Origin of the sequence: Rhizobium sp. WYCCWR10014, from assembly GCF_001657485.1 — a bacterium.
Classification (GTDB): domain Bacteria; phylum Pseudomonadota; class Alphaproteobacteria; order Rhizobiales; family Rhizobiaceae; genus Rhizobium.
Genome location: NZ_LXFU01000049.1, coordinates 1 through 21,731, shown reverse-complemented (window position 1 = coordinate 21,731; position 21,731 = coordinate 1). Strand labels below are relative to the sequence as shown.

Annotated in this window: 28 protein-coding genes and 1 tRNA gene; 14 read left to right on the top strand and 15 right to left on the bottom strand. The window is 59.8% G+C overall.

Annotated features, from left to right (window positions below; genetic code table 11):
• Positions 1–141: 141 nt before the first annotated feature.
• The 7 genes from A6U98_RS27755 to A6U98_RS27720 all read right to left on the bottom strand — a co-directional run bounded on the left by A6U98_RS27755 (position 142) and on the right by A6U98_RS27720 (position 6,077).
• Positions 142–1,077, bottom strand: a complete 936-nt coding sequence (locus A6U98_RS27755; RefSeq protein WP_064654193.1) for an MBL fold metallo-hydrolase — start codon at positions 1,075–1,077, stop codon at positions 142–144.
• A gap of 211 nt (positions 1,078–1,288) precedes the next feature.
• A complete protein-coding gene (locus A6U98_RS27745; RefSeq protein ID WP_064654191.1) occupies positions 1,289–1,777 on the bottom strand; it encodes a hypothetical protein in 489 nt (162 codons plus the stop codon).
• Positions 1,774–2,112 carry a hypothetical protein gene (locus A6U98_RS27740; RefSeq protein ID WP_064654190.1) on the bottom strand — a complete coding sequence of 113 codons (339 nt, stop codon included), beginning with the start codon at positions 2,110–2,112 and terminating at the stop codon, positions 1,774–1,776. Before A6U98_RS27740 ends, A6U98_RS27745 begins: the two co-directional genes overlap by 4 nt.
• A gap of 140 nt (positions 2,113–2,252) precedes the next feature.
• Positions 2,253–3,044 carry an SDR family oxidoreductase gene (locus A6U98_RS27735; RefSeq protein WP_064654189.1) on the bottom strand — a complete coding sequence of 264 codons (792 nt, stop codon included), beginning with the start codon at positions 3,042–3,044 and terminating at the stop codon, positions 2,253–2,255.
• 342 nt (positions 3,045–3,386) lie between these two features.
• Positions 3,387–4,181: a potassium channel family protein gene (locus A6U98_RS27730; RefSeq protein WP_064654188.1), complete on the bottom strand. Its 795-nt coding sequence runs from the start codon at positions 4,179–4,181 to the stop codon at positions 3,387–3,389.
• Between the two features lie 109 nt (positions 4,182–4,290).
• Positions 4,291–5,061: a glucose 1-dehydrogenase gene (locus tag A6U98_RS27725; RefSeq protein WP_064654187.1), complete on the bottom strand. Its 771-nt coding sequence runs from the start codon at positions 5,059–5,061 to the stop codon at positions 4,291–4,293.
• Positions 5,062–5,327: 266 nt separating this feature from the next.
• Positions 5,328–6,077: a cytochrome c biogenesis CcdA family protein gene (locus tag A6U98_RS27720; protein ID WP_064654186.1), complete on the bottom strand. Its 750-nt coding sequence runs from the start codon at positions 6,075–6,077 to the stop codon at positions 5,328–5,330.
• 248 nt (positions 6,078–6,325) lie between these two features.
• On the opposite strand from A6U98_RS27720, the gene A6U98_RS27715 reads away from it, so the two are divergent.
• Positions 6,326–6,401 (top strand) — tRNA-Lys (locus A6U98_RS27715).
• 118 nt (positions 6,402–6,519) lie between these two features.
• Here the strand turns inward: A6U98_RS27715 and A6U98_RS27710 are convergent.
• Entirely contained in the window at positions 6,520–6,837 is a 318-nt protein-coding gene (locus A6U98_RS27710) for a hypothetical protein (protein WP_064654185.1), read from the bottom strand.
• 467 nt (positions 6,838–7,304) lie between these two features.
• Between A6U98_RS27710 and A6U98_RS36375 the strand changes: the two genes are divergently transcribed.
• On the top strand, positions 7,305–7,619 hold the full coding sequence (locus A6U98_RS36375) for a hypothetical protein (protein WP_082933999.1): 315 nt from the start codon (positions 7,305–7,307) through the stop codon (positions 7,617–7,619).
• A gap of 463 nt (positions 7,620–8,082) precedes the next feature.
• Here the strand turns inward: A6U98_RS36375 and A6U98_RS27705 are convergent, their stop codons facing one another.
• The 3 genes from A6U98_RS27705 to A6U98_RS27695 form a co-directional block, all read right to left on the bottom strand.
• A complete protein-coding gene (locus A6U98_RS27705) occupies positions 8,083–8,388 on the bottom strand; it encodes an ATPase inhibitor subunit zeta (protein WP_062943194.1) in 306 nt (101 codons plus the stop codon).
• A 237-nt stretch (positions 8,389–8,625) separates the two neighbouring features.
• Positions 8,626–8,826, bottom strand: a complete 201-nt coding sequence (locus A6U98_RS27700) for a hypothetical protein (protein ID WP_064654318.1) — start codon at positions 8,824–8,826, stop codon at positions 8,626–8,628.
• 126 nt (positions 8,827–8,952) lie between these two features.
• On the bottom strand, positions 8,953–9,147 hold the full coding sequence (locus A6U98_RS27695; RefSeq protein WP_064654184.1) for a hypothetical protein: 195 nt from the start codon (positions 9,145–9,147) through the stop codon (positions 8,953–8,955).
• 255 nt (positions 9,148–9,402) lie between these two features.
• Between A6U98_RS27695 and A6U98_RS27690 the strand changes: the two genes are divergently transcribed.
• On the top strand, positions 9,403–9,606 hold the full coding sequence (locus A6U98_RS27690; protein WP_064654183.1) for a CsbD family protein: 204 nt from the start codon (positions 9,403–9,405) through the stop codon (positions 9,604–9,606).
• 74 nt (positions 9,607–9,680) lie between these two features.
• On the opposite strand, the gene A6U98_RS27685 is transcribed toward A6U98_RS27690, so the two are convergent.
• Complete coding sequence (locus tag A6U98_RS27685; protein ID WP_064654182.1) at positions 9,681–9,908, bottom strand: hypothetical protein; 228 nt, start codon at positions 9,906–9,908, stop codon at positions 9,681–9,683.
• 145 nt (positions 9,909–10,053) lie between these two features.
• Here A6U98_RS27685 and A6U98_RS37340 point away from each other — a divergent pair, with 145 nt between their 5' ends.
• The gene (locus A6U98_RS37340; protein WP_197496448.1) at positions 10,054–10,224 is read left to right on the top strand and encodes a hypothetical protein; all 171 of its coding nucleotides are present in this window, start codon (positions 10,054–10,056) and stop codon (positions 10,222–10,224) included.
• Positions 10,225–10,571: 347 nt separating this feature from the next.
• Positions 10,572–12,065 carry an FAD-dependent monooxygenase gene (locus A6U98_RS27675; RefSeq protein ID WP_064654180.1) on the top strand — a complete coding sequence of 498 codons (1,494 nt, stop codon included), beginning with the start codon at positions 10,572–10,574 and terminating at the stop codon, positions 12,063–12,065.
• Between the two features lie 18 nt (positions 12,066–12,083).
• Here the strand turns inward: A6U98_RS27675 and A6U98_RS27670 are convergent, their stop codons facing one another.
• On the bottom strand, positions 12,084–12,821 hold the full coding sequence (locus A6U98_RS27670) for a hypothetical protein (protein ID WP_064654179.1): 738 nt from the start codon (positions 12,819–12,821) through the stop codon (positions 12,084–12,086).
• Between the two features lie 321 nt (positions 12,822–13,142).
• On the opposite strand from A6U98_RS27670, the gene A6U98_RS38075 reads away from it, so the two are divergent.
• Positions 13,143–13,274, top strand: a complete 132-nt coding sequence (locus A6U98_RS38075; RefSeq protein WP_280818116.1) for a hypothetical protein — start codon at positions 13,143–13,145, stop codon at positions 13,272–13,274.
• 610 nt (positions 13,275–13,884) lie between these two features.
• A complete protein-coding gene (locus A6U98_RS27665) occupies positions 13,885–14,175 on the top strand; it encodes a DUF982 domain-containing protein (RefSeq protein WP_064654178.1) in 291 nt (96 codons plus the stop codon).
• A 186-nt stretch (positions 14,176–14,361) separates the two neighbouring features.
• On the opposite strand, the gene A6U98_RS27660 is transcribed toward A6U98_RS27665, so the two are convergent.
• Positions 14,362–15,189: a nickel-binding protein gene (locus A6U98_RS27660; protein ID WP_064654177.1), complete on the bottom strand. Its 828-nt coding sequence runs from the start codon at positions 15,187–15,189 to the stop codon at positions 14,362–14,364.
• Between the two features lie 535 nt (positions 15,190–15,724).
• Between A6U98_RS27660 and A6U98_RS27655 the strand changes: the two genes are divergently transcribed.
• The 3 genes from A6U98_RS27655 (at position 15,725) to A6U98_RS27650 (ending at position 16,540) form a co-directional block, all read left to right on the top strand.
• Positions 15,725–15,982 carry a DUF982 domain-containing protein gene (locus A6U98_RS27655; RefSeq protein ID WP_011651896.1) on the top strand — a complete coding sequence of 86 codons (258 nt, stop codon included), beginning with the start codon at positions 15,725–15,727 and terminating at the stop codon, positions 15,980–15,982.
• A gap of 106 nt (positions 15,983–16,088) precedes the next feature.
• Positions 16,089–16,259, top strand: coding sequence for a hypothetical protein (locus tag A6U98_RS36945; RefSeq protein WP_162039352.1), 171 nt, complete (start codon positions 16,089–16,091; stop codon positions 16,257–16,259).
• Positions 16,259–16,540 (top strand): hypothetical protein, encoded by a 282-nt coding sequence (locus A6U98_RS27650; RefSeq protein WP_064654176.1) that lies wholly within the window; start codon positions 16,259–16,261, stop codon positions 16,538–16,540. Before A6U98_RS36945 ends, A6U98_RS27650 begins: the two co-directional genes overlap by 1 nt.
• Positions 16,541–16,710: 170 nt before the next feature.
• Here the strand turns inward: A6U98_RS27650 and A6U98_RS27645 are convergent, their stop codons facing one another.
• The gene (locus tag A6U98_RS27645) at positions 16,711–18,207 is read right to left on the bottom strand and encodes an FAD-dependent oxidoreductase (RefSeq protein ID WP_064654175.1); all 1,497 of its coding nucleotides are present in this window, start codon (positions 18,205–18,207) and stop codon (positions 16,711–16,713) included.
• 44 nt (positions 18,208–18,251) lie between these two features.
• Here A6U98_RS27645 and A6U98_RS27640 point away from each other — a divergent pair, with 44 nt between their 5' ends.
• From A6U98_RS27640 to A6U98_RS27625, 4 genes are all read left to right on the top strand, one after another.
• Positions 18,252–18,776, top strand: a complete 525-nt coding sequence (locus tag A6U98_RS27640; RefSeq protein ID WP_064654174.1) for a MarR family winged helix-turn-helix transcriptional regulator — start codon at positions 18,252–18,254, stop codon at positions 18,774–18,776.
• A 112-nt stretch (positions 18,777–18,888) separates the two neighbouring features.
• On the top strand, positions 18,889–19,365 hold the full coding sequence (locus A6U98_RS27635; protein WP_027684791.1) for a DUF2938 domain-containing protein: 477 nt from the start codon (positions 18,889–18,891) through the stop codon (positions 19,363–19,365).
• A gap of 439 nt (positions 19,366–19,804) precedes the next feature.
• The gene (locus A6U98_RS27630) at positions 19,805–20,185 is read left to right on the top strand and encodes a VOC family protein (protein ID WP_064654173.1); all 381 of its coding nucleotides are present in this window, start codon (positions 19,805–19,807) and stop codon (positions 20,183–20,185) included.
• Between the two features lie 357 nt (positions 20,186–20,542).
• Positions 20,543–21,731: IS4 family transposase (locus A6U98_RS27625; protein ID WP_245304579.1), on the top strand; the 1,189-nt coding region annotated here is incomplete at its 3' end.

The window sequence follows — 21,731 nt, the reverse complement described above, 5'->3', positions numbered from 1 at the left end:
TGGAATTGCGCAGAAACAAGAGCAATTCCTGCGAAACTGTGTAGTGGTTTAGCGTTCGGAATTGCTCACAAAACAAACCAGTAGAGCGTGGACTCATTCACGCGATGAGTCCACGCTCTAAGATCCCAACCCAATAATCGATCAGTAGTCCCAGAAGGCCGCCACCCAACGAAAGGCGTCGCCGTCGACCGCCACCCGGCCGACCGACGGGAACGGCAGGTGAGTGGCCACCAACTGCTCGCCGGTCTCCGCCAGTTCCCGCAAAAGACGGACCCGAACGCGCGCCGCCTCCTCGGGGTCGTGTTCGAAGCCGTTGAACCAATCCGGATGTTCAAACCCGACCGCGAACACGGCGTCGCCGGCAAACATCAGCCTGTCGCCGCCGGACGCCACGCGGATCACGCTGTGCCCGGGGGTGTGGCCGCCGGTGCGATGGACGACCACGCCCGGCGCCACCTCGTACTCATCGTCGAACAGCTTGAAATGGCTGCGGTATTCTTTGGCGAACCGCTTGGCGGTCGCCCGAAGCGCGTCCGGGAACCCCGGCGGCATGGAGACCCGGGAGAAATCGGGCGCCTCCCAGAACTTGACCTCGGCGGCCGCCACGTGGATCCGCAGGTCCGGACGCAGCTGGTCCTTCACCCCGTCGACGAGCAGTCCGCCAATGTGGTCCATATGCATGTGGGTCAGCACCACGTCGGTCACCGACGCAATATCGATGCCGGCGGCCTCCAGTCGCTTGATCAGCTGCCCGGCCCGCGGCAGGTGCAAGTCCGGGTCGATCCCCAGCCCGGCGTCGAGGAGTATGGTCTGGTCGCCGCTGCGCACCACGACCACGTTCAGCGCCCAGTCGAAAGCGTCCGGCGGCAGGAACATGTCTTTCAGCCAGGTCGCTCGGACGGCCGGATCGATGTTGTGGCCCAGCATCGCGGTTGGGAGCGGTAGCACGCCATCGCTGACCACCAGCACCTCAATCTCGCCGACCCGCACCGCGTAGCGCGACGGAACCAATTCGTCGAGCGGGGGGCTACCCGGGTGAAATGTGTTTTCCTGGCTCATGCTTGTCTCGAGGCTCATGTCTGTCTCCTTCTGACCGCCGCCTTATGCGCGGCATCGACGACGCTACATGGAGGCGTGTTTGCGATCGATTGGGTCGAGGGATAAGGGCGAGTGGGGTCAAGGGACAGGCCGAGCCATACCTCGGCATAGGTGCAGGCCTCGCTTTTTGCAGCCGGCGCGGTGCTGATGGGGGCGGCGTCGATCAGATTGGCGAACGTGGCAAGCCCTGCTACCGCCATTTCTCGATGAGAAAACCCGATCGTCCTTGAACGGGATCGGTGTGGGGTAAGGGTATTGACGAGATTTTCGTCAGCGTTTCGCTTGAAGCAGCCGAAGTCTGAATGTCGGCATGCTGTCCCTTAGGATAAGCGCCGATGACCTGGAAGTTCGACGTGCAGCCGAGATTCTGGTGCCCTGTCCCGGCCGGAAGAACCAGACAGTCTCCGGTCGCCACCGCTATTGCTTGACCGCCGGGACCACCAATCAGTAGCGTGGCGCTACCAAGCGCAATTCCCAGCACTTCATGAGCACCGGAATGGTAGTGCTGATAATCGAAGACACCGTTTGTCCAGATGCCTGTCCAACCGTTTGCCGCGAATCGACGTTCGAAATCGGTCGGTCCGCCGTCGGCAAAGAGCCCTCTGTAAAGCAATACGGGAAGATGCGGGTTGTTCGGGACCCAGTCGCTCGGCCCGAAAATTATCGTCTCGATGTTCATGCTGAATTCCCAAGGTAGTCGTCGATTGCCGCGACGCGACGGCCATCGAGCCGTCGACGTTGTATGCCCAAGTCTTTCGCCGCGTTTTCCATTGAACTCATCTGCGCTGATGGTCTCAAGGCTAAACCTTGGCGGTCGCCGGCGGTTCCTTGACGCATTTGAGGTCTTTCCCCCTTTTTACGCTCATCAATGATGTTGGGATCGCCGGCGGCGGCCACGAATGTGGGGAACCAGTCGAGGCCGGTTATGATGCCGTTTTGCAGACTGCCGGGAGGCACCTTGCCGGGCCAACGAACTATGGTGGGCGCGCGAAAGATCGAGGCGACTTCGAGCACCGGCTTTTCGATAAGCTACTGGTCTGCGAAAGGGTGAGAATTGGAGGCCTTTGGAAAGGCCGCCAAATAGCCCGCCAGCGCAGCGCATCGCGGAGACAACTTCCGACGAAGACGGTGCGGTGGCCAGTCGGTGGAGTCCGTTAGAGCGTGTCGATCAGGCCTCCGTCCACGCGCATCGAAGCTCCAGTCGTTGCGGACGCCAAAGGGGAGGCCAGATAGGTGACGAGATTGGCAATTTCCTCGACGCTCGCGGCGCGTTGGATGATCGAACCGGCGCGGTGCTTCTTGACGAAGTCCGCCGCCACTTCCTCGATCGGTTTCCCCGTCTTCGCACGTTCCTCGGCGAGCATCGCCTCGACGCCTTCCGACAGCGTGGGGCCGGGAAGGACGGAGTTCACGGTGACGCCCGTGCCAGCCATCCGCTTAGCAAGGCCGCGGGCAACCGCGATGTCCGCAGTCTTGCTGACACCGTAGTGGATCATCTCGACCGGTATGTTAAAGCCGGATTCCGACGCGATGAAGATGACGCGGCCCCAATTGAGCTTCTGCATGCCCGGAAGATATGCGCGCGAAAGCCTGACGGCGGACATGACGTTCACCTGCCAGTGGCGGTCCCATACCTCGTCGTCCGCATCGAAGAAGTCTAGCGGCTGGAAGATGCCCGCGTTGTTGATGAGGATGTCCACGTGAGGAACTTGGGCGACAAGAGCGTCACATCCGCCAGCGGTTGCGAGATCCGCTGCCGCTGCGGTGACGCTTCCCTTGGCGCCTTCGCCTTTCAGGCGGTCGGCGGCCTTCGCGGTCTTTTCCTCGGACCGGCCGTTGACCACCACGTTCGCTCCCGCCCTCGCGAGCTGGCGGACGATTGCGTATCCAATGCCTTCGGTGGATCCGCTAACCAGAGCGGTCTTGCCTGTGAGGTCGATCTGCATCTTCTGCTCCTGTGAGGTTGGATGACAGAACGTATGAACTGGCGACCGGTCTCGCAACAGCCCACGATGCGGATAATTCTTTCGCGAGAGGATGATGTCGGCGGCGGCGTGCTCCCAGTATGGGCGGGCTGCAATCCGACGGACCCGATTTGAAATGGTGCGCCGGGGCGCCGCAAACCAATGAGCTGGCACAACGACATCTGCGGGGCTGCGCTCCAACCTGAAGAAGTGGCTCGCTCGTAAGATTCCACGTTTATCGGTGCCCCAATACGATCTTGAGGCGCCCTCTCAGACAACGACTGCGTGCGAATTCCTGGCGTATCGTCTAGCCAGGGTCGACGGTCACGATCCCTCGTCCGGTATGTTCAAGACCTCTCCGCACGCCTTGCAATGAACGGCGTCGGCGTCATGGCGCTGAAGGCCGCATCGGTGACAGGAATAGGTCACTTTGTGAGGCCGGACGACTGCCTGAGCAAGCCTGACGAAAAGAGAGATGCCGACGATCATCGTCACAACGGAAGTGAGCTTGCCCAGCGTTCCCGGAAGCGTGATGTCTCCGAATCCCGTCGTCGTCACCGTCGCGACTGTGAAGTATAGCGCATCGACGAATCCTTCGCTTCCCTCCCGGTTGTAGAAGAAGGACGTATAGACGAACCCGGTTGCCATGAAGAGGAACACAAGGAGATTGATCACCGCCCGGACGACGTCGAGAAGGTATAAATAGCCGGCCTTGCGCAGTAAGTCCTTGAGCAGCGGACTCGTGCCGATCGCCCAGAGCCGCATGATCCGCAGGAAAGCGAAATTGAAGAGCAGATCCGGCAGCAACAGCGTGGCCAGCACCACGAAGTCGATCCAGGTCATCGGCCGCCGAATCCATTCGCGCACAGAGGATGCGGCGACCGCCCGGCCGATCATCTCGGCGGCGATCCACACTGCTATCGCATAGTCGATGATCAGATAGGACGGACCGGATCGCAGGTACGGGCCGAGCAGGAAGAAGGCGAGAATGGCGACGTCAATGGCAGCAAATACCAGCCGAAAGGCGACCGCCTGCCTGCCGTCGGCCCTATCGAGCCTTCGCAGCACCTGACGAAGCGAATTCTGCCGAGAGCCGTCGTCGGATTCGAAAGTTTTCATCCAGGGAATGTAGATCCCTCATCGGCGTCCGCAAGTCGCCGAACAGATCCTTGCCGGCAAATCGTTGAGCTCGTCTGGACAGGACTTGCCCTGCAGGTTGTGCCCCGCCTCAGGCGACGGACCATCCACCGTCCACCAGCAGGTTCGCGCCGGTGATCAGGCTCGCAGCCGGTGATGCAAGGAAGACGACGGCACCCACCACATCATCGGTTTCACCGATCCGGCCGAGCGGAATGTGACCAAGCGTCGCCTCGCGATTGTCGGCATCGGACAGAAAAGGTGCTGTGCCATCGGTGTGAATGAACGTCGGCGATACGGTATTTACGGTGACATCATAGCGTGCCCATTCGGCTGCAAGGCAGCGCGTGAGGTGATTGATGGCCGCCTTGCTCATGCAATAGATTGCCTCGCCGCGTAGTGCCACGGTGCCGGCCTGTGAGCTGATGTTGATGATCCGGCCCCCATTGCGCTTGATCATGTGCCGGCCCACAGCCTGCGTCATCAGAAAGGTACCCTTGATGTTGACATCGAGTATCTCGTCAAGGTCCTTCTCCTCGACGAGTTCCGCGAGATTGCCCGGAGCCACGCCGACATTGTTGACGAGGACGTCGATCCGGCCGAACGTCGCAAGCGTCGCGTCGACGGCTTGTGCGATATGGGCCTTATTGGGAATGTCCAGTTCAACGGGGAGAACTTTTCGCCCCGCGCCCTCCAGTTCGGCAACCAGGCCCGCCGACGCTGCGACATCGCGGACCCCTAAAACAATATCGGAACCTGCTGCGGCACAGGCAAGTGCGCAAGCTCGACCGATGCCACGGCTCGCTCCCGTCACCAAAGTCACCTTGCCCTCTAGGCTGAAGTCCGGCGCATTCTTCTGCATCACGATGCCTCCCTCGATGAAACTCCATTTATGGCAGCGTCGGCGTGCGGATGCCAGATATTCTCGGCATGCTGAGGAGTGTCCCTTTGACCAATGGGCTATCCCGCAACGTGGGACGCTTTTCCCGATACGCCCCGCAAAAAGCCGCATTGCCCATCGGTTCCTGCACACGACGAGCGACGGTGCGGGAGGAGGCGACGAAGCCGATCTCGCGGCGGCTTCCGATACCGCCACCTGCATGGCCTGGAAAATCGGCAACCGGTGGCCTAGCCGATCTGCATCAGGATCGGAAAGGTTTGCTGGAACCAGATCGCCACATTGCTGACCCATCCGAACAGGAAGGCGAGGCCGGTAAGCACGAGGAAGAGACCCATCACCTTTTCCACAGTGCCGAGATGGCGGCGGAAGCGCGAGAGGAACCGCATGAAGGCGCCGGAAAAGCCGGCGGCGATCCAGAAGGGGATGGCAAGGCCGAGCGAATAGATGGCGAGCAGCCCGGCGCCGGAGCCGACCGTCTCGCGTGAGGCGGCAACGCCAAGGATGGCGCCGAGCACCGGGCCGATGCAGGGCGTCCAGCCGAAGGCGAAAGCAAGGCCCATGATATAGGCGCCCGTCAGCGTCGCCGGCTTGCCGCCGCCCTGGAAGCGCGCCTCACGCGCCAGCACGCCGATTCGAAAGAGGCCAAGGAAATTCAGCCCCATGACGATGATGATCAGCCCGCCGATCTTCGACAGGAGGTCGAGATGCTGGCGAAGCGCCATGCCGATGCTGGATGCACCGGCGCCGAGCGCCACGAAGACGGTGGCAAAGCCGAGCGTGAAGAAGAGGGCAGAGAAGAACACGGCGCGTCTGACGTCGGGCGCGACCACAACCGCACCGCCGCCGCGGAACTGCTCGACTGAAATGCCGGCCATATAGCAGAGATAGGGCGGGACGAGGGGAAGCACGCAGGGCGACAGAAAGGAAAGCGCCCCGGCAATCAACGCGCTCCACAGGGAAATATCGGCAATCGACACGCATTCTCTCCGGCTGCAATCTGCGTGATGTTCCTAGCTTTGCAGGCAAGCGATTGCCAATCACCTTTTTGCGCGCGCAAGAAATCCGTCTTTACGCCCGCAAGATGCCTCTACACGGGCGAGATGCCTTCGCGCCCGCAAGAAATGTGCCGACCGCCGGAAAAAGGCAAATTTTTCGGTTGACCGCAATGGGTCGCCTGCCTATGTTCCGCCCACTTCCAGCCGGGGTGGGCACACCCGCGGAGAGGGAGAGCGTAGCTCAGCCGGTAGAGCAACTGACTTTTAATCAGTAGGTCTCGGGTTCGAACCCCGACGCTCTCACCATAAAATCAATAAGTTACCGGAAAATTTGTGACTTTTGTGACCGCCAAAAAGTCACACGCGTCACACGCTCAATTTGTCGTGCGCTTTTGCGTCGCCTCGATCCGCTGCAGGATCTCCTTCATGGCGCGTGGAACCGCCCTGCACGTTGAGCGTCGACTGCACTTCTTTGATGGGCGCCGGCAGTCGCGGCGGCCGACTGCTCGCCGATCGTGACGCGGAAACCGAGATTGTCGACCACGCCCTCGATTTTGCCGACGCGGCCGGAAAGCTCTTTGCTTTCGGCCTGCGCTTGCGCGCGCCAGGCTTGCAGCTCGCCAATGTCGCGCTGATAATTGTTCCAAGCGATAGCGCCGCCGGCAATCATGCTGATGAGGGTGACGCCGCCCAGGAGGGTGTTAAGGTTCCAATCCATAAACTTGCGCTTGTCGATCGGCATAGCCGTGTCTCCGTTGGCCGTCACTCCTCGCATCCCTCTTCTTCAAAATAGTGGACATACATTTGCGGCGCGTTCGTCAGCGGGCTTGTCGGTGTCGCTCATCTGATCAAATCAACATGGGTTGCTGATTAATTGCAGCCAAAGGCTCCACAGGCGGCAGGGAGGACGATCGTGTAGTCCGGCAGCGGCCGCTGCAGTTTGGCTTGCCTCTTCCCAAGGCGCGCCGTGGCCGGGCGCGACTCAGCTCTATGGCGCGCTGGGTTCTATTTCGGCCCGCGCTGGCCGAACGGCGGTCAGCCGTTGTTGCCGCATGAGGCGGCTGACCGCTCACCAACACCATAGGCCGGCTGGATCACCACCCGCGACCACACCAACGGCGCGCCGGCTGGTTTTTCTCGGATGCTTGCAGCCGTTCATCGGAGGTTAATGCCTATTAACCGAGAATCGCAGCCTGAAAGGATGCGCCGATGAAGATGCTTTTTTCCTCATTTGCAGCCATTGTCTTGTCTGCATCTTTCGCTGTGCCGCTGAGCGCCACGCCGATCGTCGTGCCGAGCGCAGTACATATGCAAACCCCCGACGTCGAGCAGGTCAAACACCGCCGCCACGGTAATGGACATGCGTATGGTCACCGGAAGAAACACCGGTACGCTTACCGCGACTGTCGGTATTACGGCTCGTGCTATCGTCCGCGGTATTACGGCAGTCGCGACTATTACGGCTATCGCGACAATAGCCCCTATCGTCGTCGGTCAGGTGTGACCGTGTATTTCGATTTCTAGCCGTCCGCACAGTGCGACGAGAAGTACGACACGCGCTCTGAGGGCGCTAGTTGCTTGGCCGATCCGTCCAGTCGATTGTCGGGGCGACGGCAAAGCGGAAGCCCTCCCATAGCGCACCGTCGGCCTCCCCGGCCGGCGGTTTTTTGACTAAAACCGCTACTCGTTCACTGGGTGACGACGGTAGGTCAATCCACGCGATGCATGCAACGGCCACCTCCGTTTGCACAAATTTGTGCCTTCAATATCCGTACTATGATTCCCGGACATTGATGCAATCAGTTCAGCTTTGAAGACCACACAAGCTGCAAGTTCTATCGTTCAATAGCCGGCTTCGGCTGCAACCGCTCCAGCATCATGATACTCGGCGATTGCTTTACGAACGTGCGTCTCCGGATAACCGAATTTCTCAGACAACAAGCGGAGCGCCGGTGCGTATTTCACACCGTCATCCCGAAGCAAGCGCTCAAGGCTGTCCAGCGGCCTCGACCAGAAATTCACTCATCTTTGCTGCAACGTCCTGCTCGCTAACGTCCTGACCAGCCGCTTGAAGATCCGAAATAGCTTTCGAGAGAACTCCAGCGTCTCCACCCCCTTTAAAGCGGGCATCAGTGATTTCAGCGCCGTAGCCCGCAACATCATCCCGACCAATGAGGCCAGCAATCCATTGCGCCAAAAGCCTGTCCATGCGAGATTTCAGCTTGATGGACCTCTCGGCGTCTTGGAAGTATTGATCCTCCATCGCCTTTTTGCGGTCTCCTAAGTCGGCCATCGTTTTTTCTCCCTGAGTCAGTCATCTCCGCCTACAGAGTATTTTAGCACATCAAACGCCACACCATCTGATTTAACTTGATTTTTGGCGTTCACGACGAAGTCATCATCTCCTTGGACATCGTGTGTCACGGGATTCTATCCGCACCTGCCGCAAGCCCAAGCCTCACGAAGCATCGCTTTTCGTAATCATGAACGAGTTGGCAAGCGCCGGTATATTTCACGGAAAGAAGCGATCTTAGATCAACAGTCGCATTAACGCGCCCTCGTCCTTCACCCCATGCTGGTACGAATGGATAACCCGCTGCGCGAGATCTTCACGCTCGGTGTCTGTTGTGATTCGTCGCACCGAACTGATGTGGTCGAATACTCTCTGGCAGAGGGCAACTTCTTCGTCGCCCAACACGGTTTGTGCTTCGGCTATCTGGGATCGGATCATGATCGCCCTCACTTCCTTCGGATCGATGGGAGGGTGGAACATCTGCTTTTTACGCGAATGAAGGGAGACACAAGGTCGTGAGGTCTCGCGCCTATTTTCGGGATAAGTCTTTGTCCCGTCTGACAACTAGTTCTCGTTCGGCCCGCTCCACACATAGGCAGAAGCCGGCTTTCTCTGGGCATTCCAGATCACTTCGTACCCTATCTTCTCAAGTGAAAGTAATGCGCCAAGCCTGTCGTCATCTGACAGGCTTCGCAGAGAAACATTAAGTGCGTCCAGGCCACCTAAATTGTAGAGGTTCACAAATACATCGAGTGCCATTGTTGTTCTCCCGCAGAACAACATAACACAAAAGGAGACGAATATTTGCTTCACACATAAATAAATATTTTATACATCTATTCGTTCTTCACGAATTATTTACTATTTTCTTCATCAGGGTGTGGATATTTGACATGGGCGAAGCCTTTGCGTCTTTACCGCCGGAATTTCGCTTCGCGGAAATCCGCTGAGACTCGGGAACCAACTTCCACTGCGGTCCGTTTTCTTCTCATCGACAAACAGGAGAACTCGACCATGGATTGGAATCGGATCGAAGGAAATTGGAAGCAGGCGAAGGGCAAGGTCAAGGAGCAGTGGGGCAAGCTCACGGACGATGATCTCGACCAGATCGCCGGCAAGCGCGACCAGCTGGAAGGCAAGATCCAGGAGCGCTATGGCATCGAAAAGGACCGTATCAAACGCGACATCGATGACTGGACCGGTCGCCAGACTTGGTAGTGCCTGAACAAAAACCCGGTGAAAGCCGGGTTTTTGCTGTCGAAGGAGCTAACGCCGTCAAGGGCTGTCGGATGTCATGAATATCCACCAAAAGCCAAGAGAAGTGCGCCGATCGCGATAACGGCGAGCGCTGGCCAGTTTTGGGATATCCCGAGGAACCTGAGGCCTTGGCGCCGTGGCTCTAGCGTGGTGCCGCCTTGCGGCAGTTGATGCGGATCACTCGGTCTTCGACCAAGCACCGACGTAAAGAGAAAAAGAAGTCCGCCGATGATGAGAGCGGCTCCGATCAGGATTGCCCACATGATGGCCTCCGCTAGCGATGAGGATGTGGGTAAACCAGATCAGGAGCTGATCGTTCCTTGAGTGCCTGCTTGCTTGAACAACTGCCGCGTCGGAACCAAAAGCGCCCGCATTGAATTTGACCGCGGAGCAATCTTGGAGATCCTGATGGATAAGACACCGAAGACGGCCATTCGCGGCATGATGTTGTACGTAGCCGCGCTTCTCGTCTTGGGCGTGCTGGCGGGCGCCGCCTACACGATTTATGGCCATCCCGCCGATCCGTCCGAGCGACCGGCGGCCGAGACGATTCCGCAAAAAGCTCCAGCTCCGCAGTGAGATACGTCTTTCCAAGGTTCTTTCCAAGGTATTGATTGATCGCCGTTCGAGAACAAACGATGACCGGGGAAGATACCTGTCAAAATCCGGCGCTCACCCGGTCAGGTCGTGCTGGAACGCCTGGGGCTCCACGGCACCAGATCAGCAAGTGGCAAGGAATATGGCTTTAGAGAGCAAGCCCGACATCCTGTCGCAAGTCCTTCCAACCAGTATCGAACTCTTATTATAGGGAGAACAACCTGCGACAGAGAAAATCGGCATCTGCGCAGAAGCGATGAGATTTGCGAGCAGTGGGGGCCAGCTCTGTCTGGAACCCAGAGAGTGCGTCGGAACAGGGGAGTTTGCGGATGAGGGAACATGCAGTCGTGATATCAGGGGCAGGGCCGGCGGGCCTGATGCTGGCAGGCGAGCTGGCCTTGGCGGGCGTCGACGTGGCGATCGTCGAACGGCGACCCAATCAGGAGCTGGCCGGTACCCGTGCCGGCGGTCTGAGTGCGCGCACGCTTGAGGTTCTCGATCAGCGCGGCATCGTCGACCGGTTCCTCGCAGAAGGGCAGATAGCCCAGGTCACGGGGTTTGCGGTCACCCGTCTGGATATCAGCGATTTTCCGACCCGGCACAATTACGGGCTGGCGCTGCGGCAGAGGCATATCGAGCGCATTCTGGCCGGCTGGGTCGGCGAACTGGCGGTGCCGATCTATCGCGGCCTTGAGGTAACGGGTTTCGTGCAGGACGACACTGGCGTTACCATTGAACTCTCTGATGGGGCCTTGCTCGGGGCTCGCTATCTCGTCGGCTGCGATGGCGGCCGCAGTCTGGTTCGCAAGGCTGCCGGCATTGCGTTTGAAGGATGGGATCCGACGACCGGTAATATTCTCGCCGAGGTGGAGATGGAAGAGGAGCCGCCATTGGGTATCCATCGCACCGCCTTTGGCATCTATGCCTTCGGCAGGGAGGAGTACGAAATCCTCGACGGCAAGATCGTCTTTGCCAAGGAAGGTCCGATCGGCCTGATGGTGCCGGAGAAGAATGCCGGCGCGACGGCCGAGCCGACGCTCGGAGATCTCAGGGAAGCGCTCATTGCCGCATTCGGAACGGATTACGGACTGCATCGCGTCAACTGGATTTCCAGGTTCACCGATATGTCCAGGCAGGCGACGGCCTACCGCAAGGGCCGGGTACTCCTCGCTGGCGATGCCGCCCATGTGCATTCTCCGGTCGGCGGGCAGGGCCTCAACACGGGCGTGCAGGATGCCGTCAATCTCGGTTGGAAGCTGGCCCAGGTGGTGAAAGGCACGTCGCCTGAAGCCTTGCTCGACACCTATCACGCTGAGCGGCATCCGGTTGCGGCCCGCGTGTTGCGCGTGACGATGGCGCAGGTCGCGTTGCAGCGCACCGACGATCGCACCGAAGCCTTGCGCGACATCGTCACTGAGCTGCTTGGCATGGAGGAGCCGCGCAAACGCATCGCTGCCGAAATGTCCGGGCTGGCGATCCATTACGAGTTCGGCGAGGGCCATCCGCTGCTCGGCCGCCGCATGCCTGACCTGGATCTCACCACGCCGGATGGTCCTCTGCGTCTCTTTACGCTGCTCCAGGATGCGCGGCCCGTGTTCTTGAACCTCGACGCGTCTGGCAGCCTCGACATCGCGCGGTGGTCCGACCGCATCAGGTTGGTCGACGCCAGATATGACGGTGCATGGGAGCTGCCGGCGCTGGGTGTGGTCTCGGCGCCAACCGCGCTGTTGATCCGGCCCGATGGATATGTGGCGTGGGTGGGCGAGGGAACGCAGGATGGTCCGCAAGAGGCTGTAAATAACTGGTTCGGACCACCCGGTTAAAAGCTGAAAAAGTGCCGACTAAGCGGCCAGCGAGATCGGGCCGCAATCCGATATCGTCGCGGGATCCGGCATCGGTTTGCCGCGGCGTTCCCACGTGCGCCGGCTGATGCCGAAAGCCTCCCAGGGGCGTGCTGTGCTCAAAGAATTGGCGAGATAATCGGCTCTGGAAAGCGCGCCGGCGGCACGGCGCTGCTCCTCTTTTCGCGCTCGGTCCCGCTGCCGCCGCTTTTCCTTTTGCAGTTTTGCTCTTTTCCGCTTCGGCACATCGAAGGCACCGATGGTGCGGATATCGAGGGCGCTCCGTTCCGCGTAGCTTAGGTGCAGGGCATGACCGAGCGCGTCGGCGGACAAGCCAGAAAAGCGCAGCTTTGTCCGCTCGTAGATCACTTCCTCTATCTCGGCTTTCCCAGCCCAGGGAAGCCATCGCGCCGACCAGCCAAGAACCACATCGACAAACTCTTCCCTGAATTCGACAAGGGCGAGGCCGGCGATCACCTCGACGTAAATCAATGCATCATCGGCCTCCGGCACGATGTCTCCGTGGCGATGCCTGATCAATTTTTCGATCTCGCGCATCCGGCCGCGGAAATGGTTCCAACGGCTGGCTCGCATACGGCGCTGGACCGCCTTGTAACCGAGCAGACAGTCGCCGACCTTGATGGCTGTAACATCCCGCGCCAACCCCTCCGGCCGATCGGCGTTTGTCGTCCGCTTTTCCGATTTGGCCGGTTCATCTGCGCAAACAAGACGAGCCATCGATTGTCCTTTACCATCTGCCTTTGAGAGGCCGAAACGGCTGATTGTAAAGGAAGACGGAGGGGGTGATCATCCACTTTTTGCGCTGATCACACGCCTTTCTGCGGATACTCGAAGAAGCGGTCGGTAGTCTCGATTCGAGCCCGACGCTTTGAGCAATCTGGCGAAAGACATTGCGGCAGCACTCGGCAAAACGCCGCTCGACGTGCAAATGTCAGCCCCGCCCCGCCCCGCCACGAAAGACGAGCGCTCTCAATCCCTATGGATCCTTCGGCGCAGAGGATTCATCGTCCCTCTGATCGCCGGCAGGAGAAGGCGCGGTTGAGCGGCCGCACTTTGCTTAAGCAACGTCTGCAATCAGCGGAAGCCGAAGAAACTCAAAATCGCGAGCACGATAACGACAGCGCCGACAAGCCAGATCAAATTGTTCATGGGAAACCGTTCTCCTGTTGAGGGTCGGGCAATTGTGACCCGATCACTTAACGGTGAGGGAGGGCTTGGAGTTCCCAACCGTTGCAATTGCTGTAGCCGCCTTCGGCGCAAAACCAATTTCCGGCTCTATGCCTTTCAATAACTGCACGAGCGAGCATTGCTGGGTCTGAAGCCATCCGCACATGCCGGGTTTACCGATGTATTCCGCTGATATTGAAAGTCCTGGTGATCCTGCCTTGCAGGCGACGTGCAGGAAGACGTGAACGCGGACACACCGATCAGCACTCCCGCTACCAATGGAAAAAATCGGTTCATCCGAACGTCTCCTCACAAGGTTGTCACGGTCGCAATATACCATGCCAACACGAGAATATACGAAACTTCCGGTGCATTTGATCGCGCTCGCTTGACCCGCAACATTCGCGCGATTGATCAATCAATCTATATTCGTGATGCGTCGACCCTCAGCCGATGATCAAATACGCTTAAGTCTAATCTGATAGGGTTATTCTGTCTTTATGGAAGTAGTTGCATGGCGTCAATAGCCAAACGGACGCGATTTTGACTTGAATAAGTCGCGGTTTTTCAGTAAAATTATAGCATAAAAAAGTAATATAAATGGGAGGATACTATGTCGTCAACTCGGTTTGATCCGATTTTGCTTCATCGCACACATTTCATCGATGAGGTCACGTGCCTCGATGAAATCTTCGATGTTCTGGACAAGTGGCCGGAGGACAAACGGGGTTTGGCATATGACACTCTGTTGAAGGCGTGTAGAGATACGGCCAACGGGCGTTTCCCGCTGAGCGCTGCACGTGAGAATTTCCGGCGTTTTCTGAAGATGTCGGGCGTGCTGGCGAAGGTTGAGGGCGGCCCCAAATTCGACGGACTGATCAACCATCAACTTGGTAGTGCTTAGTCAGATATTGGCCTGTTGGGGGCCGTCTGCATGGCAGGTGAGGGCGCGCCGTGACATCAGTTGCGGCGCGTTCTGGTTTCGATATAGGCTGATCGGGTGCTCGCCTATTTCTTGGCCACAAAGCGCCGCTGCAAGCCCTGCCAAGAGGCAGCCGGCTGTTTGGTTGGGTGTCGGACCCAACAGATCTTAATTTACGCCGGCACTGGCCCAGTCGCATCGGAAGGCAAGCACGGGCTTCGAAAACCCCTTGAGCCGTCGGCGCGTGGCGTGACCGAAGAGATCGGCTGCGCCGTATTCCCGAAATATATTCTCCGAGACGAGGATCTGGTCGCTGGAGGCTGCCGCGCACAGACGCGCGGCAAGTTGCACGGTTGAGCCGAAGAGGTCGTTGCTGTCCTCGACCGGTTCGCCGCAATCCAGTCCGATGCGGATATGGATAGGCTCGGTGTTTCCGCCGTTGTAACGCTCGAATTCCCGCTGGATCGCCATGGCGCATTCGACGGCTGCCGTTGTCGCCGCGAAGGCCGCCATGATGCCGTCGCCGGTGTGTTTCACTTCGCGGCCCGAATTCTGGCTGAGGCATCGTCGCACGATAGAGTCATGGGCGCGGACCATTTCGGTCGCAATGCGGTCGCCGAGGCGCGATGTCATCGCTGTCGATCCGACGATATCGGTAAAGAGGATTGCCCGGTGGCCGGGATCCACCTGAGCGGAGGATTGGCCGGGCGCCGGCTCAGGGTCATGGATTCGGCCAAGAAAAGCCTCGACCGCCGACAGGGCGACCTCGACGATCTCGGCGGCGACGAAGCCGTGCGCTTCACGATGCACACATTGCGCAGTTTCCGCATCCGGCGCATCCACGAGGCAGAAGGCGGTCCCGCGTCGCTGATCGAACCAATAGGTCAGGAACTTGACGCCGTATTTGTCCTGAATGTCTAGATCCATGCGATGCGCCTGAGCAACGTCGGCGGCTGACGTTCCTTCAAGAAAGTGCCGGTCCATGAAAATAGGCATCGCGCGTTCCTCCCAAATCCGCCGCGTGGCATTGTACGACCCGGACGAAACGCCGTCCACCTCTGGCACAATTAATGAATGATTAGAGAGGTTCTTGCTTCCAGCAAAGCATATGTGTTGCTGTAATTCTTATAGAGTATAGAAGGAAAGACTGAGTTTTAATCAGCGGGGCGTGGGATGAAGGCCCGATATTTACCATAATCAGTCGCTTAATGACTGGTCGGTGGAGCTGTCGGGGTCTTCAAGCGTTCCACGTTCTCAAGCGCGGCGTCTGCCGGACCCGAGAGGGATGGAGAAACACGCCTGTAACGGCCATGAATGATTGGAGCATGACGCCGAAAGTGTGAGCGGTTTTCGGACGACATCATGCTCTAACTATATAATGTAGAACAGGATTCAGATTTTAAGCCACCCGGCCTAAAATCATCCTGTTCCAGGATCAAAGCCACGCTTCGGCCGGTAGGCGGCTTGCCAACGGCACGCAACTTGCATCGCATTCCATAAGCTCACCGAAATTGGGAAAAGCTGTAGCAAAGTGAGACAGACGGCACATTTTCGACCGGTTGGTTTGGCCTCAATGGGGCTCGGCCATTATGCCGTTATTAACTCTGTGTGGGACGCAGCGCGCACGCTCCTGCGCGACTGGCCGGTAGACGACGGCGAAGAGTATTTCGAGGCCGTCAAATCGTGCCTGGATGCGATTATCGGCGATCTCCCACCGGAACACGTGCGGGCGGCCTTCATCAGGGCGGCACAGGAGGCCGGCATTGCCGTCATAGAAGCGGCGGACTGAATACTCGCCACGCTTCACCACCTATCCTCGACGTCAGATCCTCCGACGCTTGACTTTTCCTGCCGAAGCTCTAACTTAGAACAAAACAGGAACATTGGAGATGATCATGACGCATACGGAACAGGTGATCGCCAACGCCCTCGCGCTTGTCGAAGCGTCCCGCGCAGCCCGCGAGCGGGATCAACAGCGGCGTGCCGCCTGGCAGAGAAAGGTCGAGCTCAGCCGGCCGCTACCGCCCTTGCCGCGCCCGGTTCAACTGCCGTTGGCGCTGAACTGATGCAGCCGGCAAGGACGTTGGAACCCCATCGGGCACACCCCGAACACGCTGTGCTAGAACAAGCTAGGCCCGATCAGGCTTGGCCGGATCAGACTTGGCCCGATCAAGCCTGGGAAGTCGAAGCCGTGCTTGCCTGGCATGACGACAATGCCAAGGCGGCGATACGCTCGCTGCTCGATGACTGCAAACATCTCCGCCAGCAACTGGCGCTGGCCGAAAGCGTGATGAGCCGCGGGATGGCCCGCGGATGGGCGCCGCGATACGAGCGGGATGCTCTCTGAAAGATCGATGCCGCCTGGTCTATGGTGCGGCATCCTCCAACGCTCCTCAGGATGAGGCTCTCTTGGGCCTTGTGCGGCGGCTAGCAACGAAAGTGCGCTACCCGCGGTGGCGATTGGCTACGGCGTCCGTCTTTCAGACGCGCCGAGGCCGTGGCGCTTTGAGTTGCCGCTTACGCAGCAAGGCCGACATTTGCGAGATAGGCTTCCAGCGCCCAGGCGTGAGCAGACGCAATGATAGCGCCGACATAGCCGTCCGGACGCACGAGCACCCAGTCGCCCGATGCCAGACCGTAGGCATCATGAAAATGCCCGCCTTCATCGATGACATCTCCGCGCCGGCCGATCCTGTGGATGTGCAGTCCGGCACGCGGCGGCACGGCGGCTTGCTCAACCTCGTAGCCCAGCAGCGTCCAGTGCGGCCCTCTGAACAGTTCGAACAGACGCGTCGGCTGGCCGGCAACACCTTTGAGTGGCGCATCGGGCGCACGATCGCCGGCAAGCAGACCGGCGCTCCGCTCCGACTTTTCCAGCGCGAAGGAGGAGGAGGGATAGCCGATATCGAGTTGATGCACAGCGCGGCCGCGCCGCATATCGCCTCGCTTCATGGCGTCGAGAAGATCGGTTGACAGACCGAGCACGGCGGCGGCGACCGGGCGACGCTCTTCCTCATAGCTGTCGAGCAGCGCGTCGGGGGCGCCGGCGGTGACCGCAGCCAGTTTCCATCCGAGATTATAGGCGTCCTGAACGCTGGTATTCAGACCCTGTCCGCCGGTCGGCGGATGCGTATGGGCGGCATCGCCGGCCAGGAACACGCGGCCGAGCCGGTAGCGATCGGCAAGCCGGGCGTTCATATGGAAGGCTGACGCCCAGGAGACCGATTGGACCTCGATGTCGTCGCGGCCGCTGCGCTTCTTCACCAGGGCGGTCAAGCCTGCCGCAGAGAGATCGACCTCGCCGTCGAGCGGGATGGGTCCCTGGATCTGAAACAGGTCCGTTCCCGCCAGCGGGCAAATGGCGATCTGTCGCTGCATGTCGCCATCGCCGAAGCGATGCCAAGCGTCGCGGTCCAATCCCGTCAGAATCACATCGGCAACGATAGCGCGCACGCCGAGCGTCTTGCCGGGAAAGCCGATATCAAGCGCATGGCGTACGAAGCTGCGGCCGCCATCGGCGCCGACGAGCCAGCGCACGCGGATGGTCTCTTCACCGGATGTGCCCTTAAGCCGCGCAGTCACGCCCGCCTCGTCCTGTTCGAGGCCGATGAGTTCGCATCCAAACTCGGGCCGGTGCCCAAGCTCGAGCAGGCGCTCGCGCATCACCCCCTCGGTCAGAAACTGCGGCACCATCAGCGGGAGATGATAGGGCTCGGCCGGCGTCGGCTCCCCACCTACCACGGCGTCGGATTCGCTGAAGCTGCCGTCGTCGCGATATTCCCGCTGCCGGGGATAGGCGCCGCCCAGCGCGACGATCCGGTCGAGAATGCCGAGATCTTCGAACACCTCCTGGCTTCGCGGCTGAATACCCTTGCCGCGGGAACCGCGGAACGGGTCGTTCAATTTTTCGATCAGACGGAAGGATACGCCCCGCCGCGCCAGCTCGATCGCCAGCGTCAGGCCGGCCGCACCGGCGCCTGATATCAGCACGTCGACTGTGAAATTCTCTGTCATTGATTTCTCCATATGTGTATTATGCACATAATAGGAGAATCAACATGGCGTCAACAAAGAATGTGCAAAATACACATATAAGCGGAAAGCTGCGCGAACTGCATGGGGCTTTGATCGAGATCGTCAGCGTCATGAACCGCCCGCAGCGCGACGAGCAGATGGTCCGTGAGGCAGGCATTTCGCTCGATCGCGCCCTGTTTCCGCTGCTGGTCACGATCGAACGGCTCGGCCCCATCGGCGTGGTCGAACTCGCCGACCGCGCCGGGCGCGACTACACCACCGTCAGCCGTCAGGTCGCCAAGCTCGAAAGTCTCGATCTGGTGAAGCGCCGCGGCAATGCCGCCGACCGCCGCGTGCGCGAGGCGGTCATCAGCCCGAAGGGCAAGGCAATGACCGATCGCATCGACGTCGCCCGCGAGCGGATGGGCCGCGCTATCTTCGAGAGCTGGGAGGAACATGACTTCAATGAACTTGTGCGGCTCATGCGGAAGTTTGCAAAGGATATCAGTGGCGATATCGGCGGCAGTGGGGGAGGAACGCAAGGCGAGGGCGGACCGCAAGCGGATTAGCCTCTGAATCACTCCTGAAATGTGGCGGGTGTATTCACCGCAGCCATTGCGCCGACGCGTTTGCAGTGATCTTGTAGCGTCCTGCAATCGCAACGTTTTCCGGTGATTCCCAATGTTCGATATTCTGTGGCGCGGCCTGGTGATCGGCGCCGGCGCAACCATCCTCATGGACCTCTGGGCGATCCTGCTCACCCAGTTCGGCCAGGCGGCGCCCAACTGGGCACCTGTGGGACGCTGGTTCTGGCACCTTCGCCGCGGCAAGGTCTTTCACGACAGCATTGCCGATGCCGAGCCCTATGCCCATGAACTGGCGCTCGGCTGGATCAGCCACTACGCCGTTGGCATTCTCTATGGGGTGATCTTTGCCATCATCATGGGCTCGGCCTGGTTGGCCGCCCCGACATTTCTTCCCGCCTGGATCTTCGGCATCGTCACCGTCGGGGCAGGGTGGTTCCTGCTGCAGCCGGGCCTCGGCATCGGCTGGGCCGCTTCCAAACACCCGACCCCGAACAAGGTCCGCTGCTTCAACCTGCTGGCTCATACGGTGTTTGCATTGGGGCTTTATGGCACGGCTTTGATCATCGGTTGATCCTGGGGTCTGCTCGCCGATGAGATCGCCGTCTGCCCCTCACCCTAACCCNGGGACGGACGACCATGGCAAACCGCTTGACAAACAAGACAGTCGCTCTCCCCGTAAACGGGGCGAAGGGGATATGCCGCGACGTCTCCGTCCCAACCTCGCTCGNTTGAAGGCGTTCAGTCCCCAGGAGTGCTCCAACTACCTCAGACATGCAGGGTATGGTTCAAAATAACCCTGACAGACTCTAGATCGGCATCGTCGAAAAAGGCAGGATCGGTTGAGGTAAGCCCGGTCCCTTCCGCTGGAGCGTCAAGCGCGCTCTGGCGAAGCTCTGCTCCGTGCCATGGCACGAGAACCCGCGACGTGATCCGCATTAAGATGCGGGATCCCGGCGGCGTGCGGAGACGGCAAAAAGGCAGTCCCGGGATTTTTTCGAACGGAGACTGTCATGCGCTTGAACCATCTCGACTTCCACGTTCCCGATATCGCTGCCACGGCGGATTTCTTGATCCGCCATTTCGGCCTGAGGCTTAAGGATATGCGCGGCCAGAACGGCCTGGCGATCCTGGAAGACGATACCGGCCTCGAAATCATCCTCAGCCACGCAATCGCAAAATTCGGCACCGCCGATCAGGTGGAGATGGGACGCCAGACCTATCACATCGGCTTCATCCTGCCCGAAAGGGCGGATGTCGATGCGGTCCATGCCGGGCTTGCTGCTGCCGGTGCTGATCTGTCCGGTTCGCCAATCGCCATGCGCGGCGGTTGGCTCTTTTATTGCACGGCGCCCGGAAACATCCTCGTCGAGATCGGCTGGCGGCCGGGTTAGGCGACACCCCAAAAGGAAAGGGCGGCCGCAGCCGTCCGCCCCTCATCCGGCTGCCGCCACCTTCTCCCCGTAAACGGGGCGAAGGGGATATGCCGCAACCTCTCCATTCCCCACCAACCTCTNTACTCACCATCCTCAACGCCATCATCAGGGACGGACGACCATGGCAAACCGCTTGACAAACAAGACAGTCGCTCTCCCCGCTCGCGGGGCGAAGGGGATATGCCGCGACCGCTCCGTTCCCACTTCGCTCTCGCAGGGCACGTCCCCTCGCCCCGTCCACGGGGAGAGGGTTAGGGTCATATGCGCTAGGTTTAGCGCTGGACATGAGGAATCTGGCTGTGATTCAAGCTTTGGATGAAGATTCGTTCTGAGATTTTGGATCATTGGCCGGAAGTGAGGGCGCAGCTTCCGGCGGGTTTTGACTTGGAAGCAACGGCGCGGTTGCGCGGTGCCTTCACGCGGGTGCGGGAAATCAAGAACGCTGAGACGCTGTTGCGGCTGGCGCTTGCCTATGGCGGTCTTGGCATGTCGCTGCGCGAGACCTGTGCATGGGCCGAGGCGGGCGGGATCGTCCGCTTGTCCGATCCATCGCTGCTCGATCGGCTGTGCAAAGCGGCACCTTGGCTTGGCGATATCGTGGCTGCGCTGATTGCCGAACAGGCCAGAGTGCCGGTGGGGCGCTTTGCGGGGTATCGCTTGCGTGCGCTCGATGGGACGTCGATCTGCCATCCGGGTGCTGACCGCACGACATGGCGGCTGCATGTCGGCTACGACCTGGCAACGGCTCAGGTCGATCAGCTTGAGTTGACCGACATCCATGGCGCCGAAAACCTTCAGCGCCTCACTTACGCACCCGGTGATATCGTGCTGGGCGATCGCTACTATGCAAGACCGCGCGACCTACGGCCCGTGATCGATGCTGGCGCACACTTCATCGTGCGGACCGGCTGGAACTCGTTGCGCCTGTTGCAGACGAACGGCGAGCCCTTGGATCTGTTTGCCGCGCTTGCCGCTCAGCAAGAGCAGGAAGGCGAGCTGCAGGTCCGTATCCACGAAGGCATGAAGGGGACGCCGCCACCGCTGGTCTTGCGCCTCATTGTCCGGCGCAAGGATCCGCAACAGGCCCAAGCCGAGCAGAAGCGTCTGCTCAAGGACGCCCGCAAGCGCGGCAAGCAACCCGATCCACGCAGTCTTGAGGCGGCGAAGTACATTCTGCTGCTGACCTCGCTGCCGGCCGCCACCTTTGCGCCGGCCGATATCCTCGCCCTCTATCGCTTCCGCTGGCAAATCGAGTTGGCGTTCAAACGCTTCAAGAGCCTGGCCGGTCTCGACAGGTTACCGGCCAAGAAACCGGAACTGGCCCGAGCATGGCTCTACGCCAGATTGATCGTCGCCATCATCGCCGAACAGATTGCCGGGCAAGTCCCGGACTCTTCCCCCTCTGGACAAGGCAACCCCACTGGCAAGCCGCCCATTGGTCAGCCCATCGCGCTGGCGTCTCATGAAGATAGCCCTGGCCACCATTTGCGCCGCCATCCGCGGA

Bases quoted from the DNA above. Each gene is read 5' to 3' on its own strand.
- A6U98_RS27755 (WP_064654193.1), bottom strand. From the start codon at position 1,077: ATGAGCCTCGAGACAAGCATGAGCCAGGAAAACACATTTCACCCGGGT.
- A6U98_RS27745 (WP_064654191.1), bottom strand. From the start codon at position 1,777: ATGAACATCGAGACGATAATTTTCGGGCCGAGCGACTGGGTCCCGAAC.
- A6U98_RS27735 (WP_064654189.1), bottom strand. From the start codon at position 3,044: ATGCAGATCGACCTCACAGGCAAGACCGCTCTGGTTAGCGGATCCACC.
- A6U98_RS27730 (WP_064654188.1), bottom strand. From the start codon at position 4,181: ATGAAAACTTTCGAATCCGACGACGGCTCTCGGCAGAATTCGCTTCGT.
- A6U98_RS27725 (WP_064654187.1), bottom strand. From the start codon at position 5,061: ATGCAGAAGAATGCGCCGGACTTCAGCCTAGAGGGCAAGGTGACTTTG.
- A6U98_RS27710 (WP_064654185.1), bottom strand. From the start codon at position 6,837: ATGCCGATCGACAAGCGCAAGTTTATGGATTGGAACCTTAACACCCTC.
- A6U98_RS36375 (WP_082933999.1), top strand. From the start codon at position 7,305: ATGAAGATGCTTTTTTCCTCATTTGCAGCCATTGTCTTGTCTGCATCT.
- A6U98_RS27705 (WP_062943194.1), bottom strand. From the start codon at position 8,388: ATGGCCGACTTAGGAGACCGCAAAAAGGCGATGGAGGATCAATACTTC.
- A6U98_RS27700 (WP_064654318.1), bottom strand. From the start codon at position 8,826: ATGATCCGATCCCAGATAGCCGAAGCACAAACCGTGTTGGGCGACGAA.
- A6U98_RS27695 (WP_064654184.1), bottom strand. From the start codon at position 9,147: ATGGCACTCGATGTATTTGTGAACCTCTACAATTTAGGTGGCCTGGAC.
- A6U98_RS27690 (WP_064654183.1), top strand. From the start codon at position 9,403: ATGGATTGGAATCGGATCGAAGGAAATTGGAAGCAGGCGAAGGGCAAG.
- A6U98_RS27685 (WP_064654182.1), bottom strand. From the start codon at position 9,908: ATGTGGGCAATCCTGATCGGAGCCGCTCTCATCATCGGCGGACTTCTT.
- A6U98_RS37340 (WP_197496448.1), top strand. From the start codon at position 10,054: ATGGATAAGACACCGAAGACGGCCATTCGCGGCATGATGTTGTACGTA.
- A6U98_RS27675 (WP_064654180.1), top strand. From the start codon at position 10,572: ATGAGGGAACATGCAGTCGTGATATCAGGGGCAGGGCCGGCGGGCCTG.
- A6U98_RS27670 (WP_064654179.1), bottom strand. From the start codon at position 12,821: ATGGCTCGTCTTGTTTGCGCAGATGAACCGGCCAAATCGGAAAAGCGG.
- A6U98_RS27665 (WP_064654178.1), top strand. From the start codon at position 13,885: ATGTCGTCAACTCGGTTTGATCCGATTTTGCTTCATCGCACACATTTC.
- A6U98_RS27660 (WP_064654177.1), bottom strand. From the start codon at position 15,189: ATGCCTATTTTCATGGACCGGCACTTTCTTGAAGGAACGTCAGCCGCC.
- A6U98_RS36945 (WP_162039352.1), top strand. From the start codon at position 16,089: ATGACGCATACGGAACAGGTGATCGCCAACGCCCTCGCGCTTGTCGAA.
- A6U98_RS27650 (WP_064654176.1), top strand. From the start codon at position 16,259: ATGCAGCCGGCAAGGACGTTGGAACCCCATCGGGCACACCCCGAACAC.
- A6U98_RS27645 (WP_064654175.1), bottom strand. From the start codon at position 18,207: ATGACAGAGAATTTCACAGTCGACGTGCTGATATCAGGCGCCGGTGCG.
- A6U98_RS27640 (WP_064654174.1), top strand. From the start codon at position 18,252: ATGGCGTCAACAAAGAATGTGCAAAATACACATATAAGCGGAAAGCTG.
- A6U98_RS27635 (WP_027684791.1), top strand. From the start codon at position 18,889: ATGTTCGATATTCTGTGGCGCGGCCTGGTGATCGGCGCCGGCGCAACC.
- A6U98_RS27630 (WP_064654173.1), top strand. From the start codon at position 19,805: ATGCGCTTGAACCATCTCGACTTCCACGTTCCCGATATCGCTGCCACG.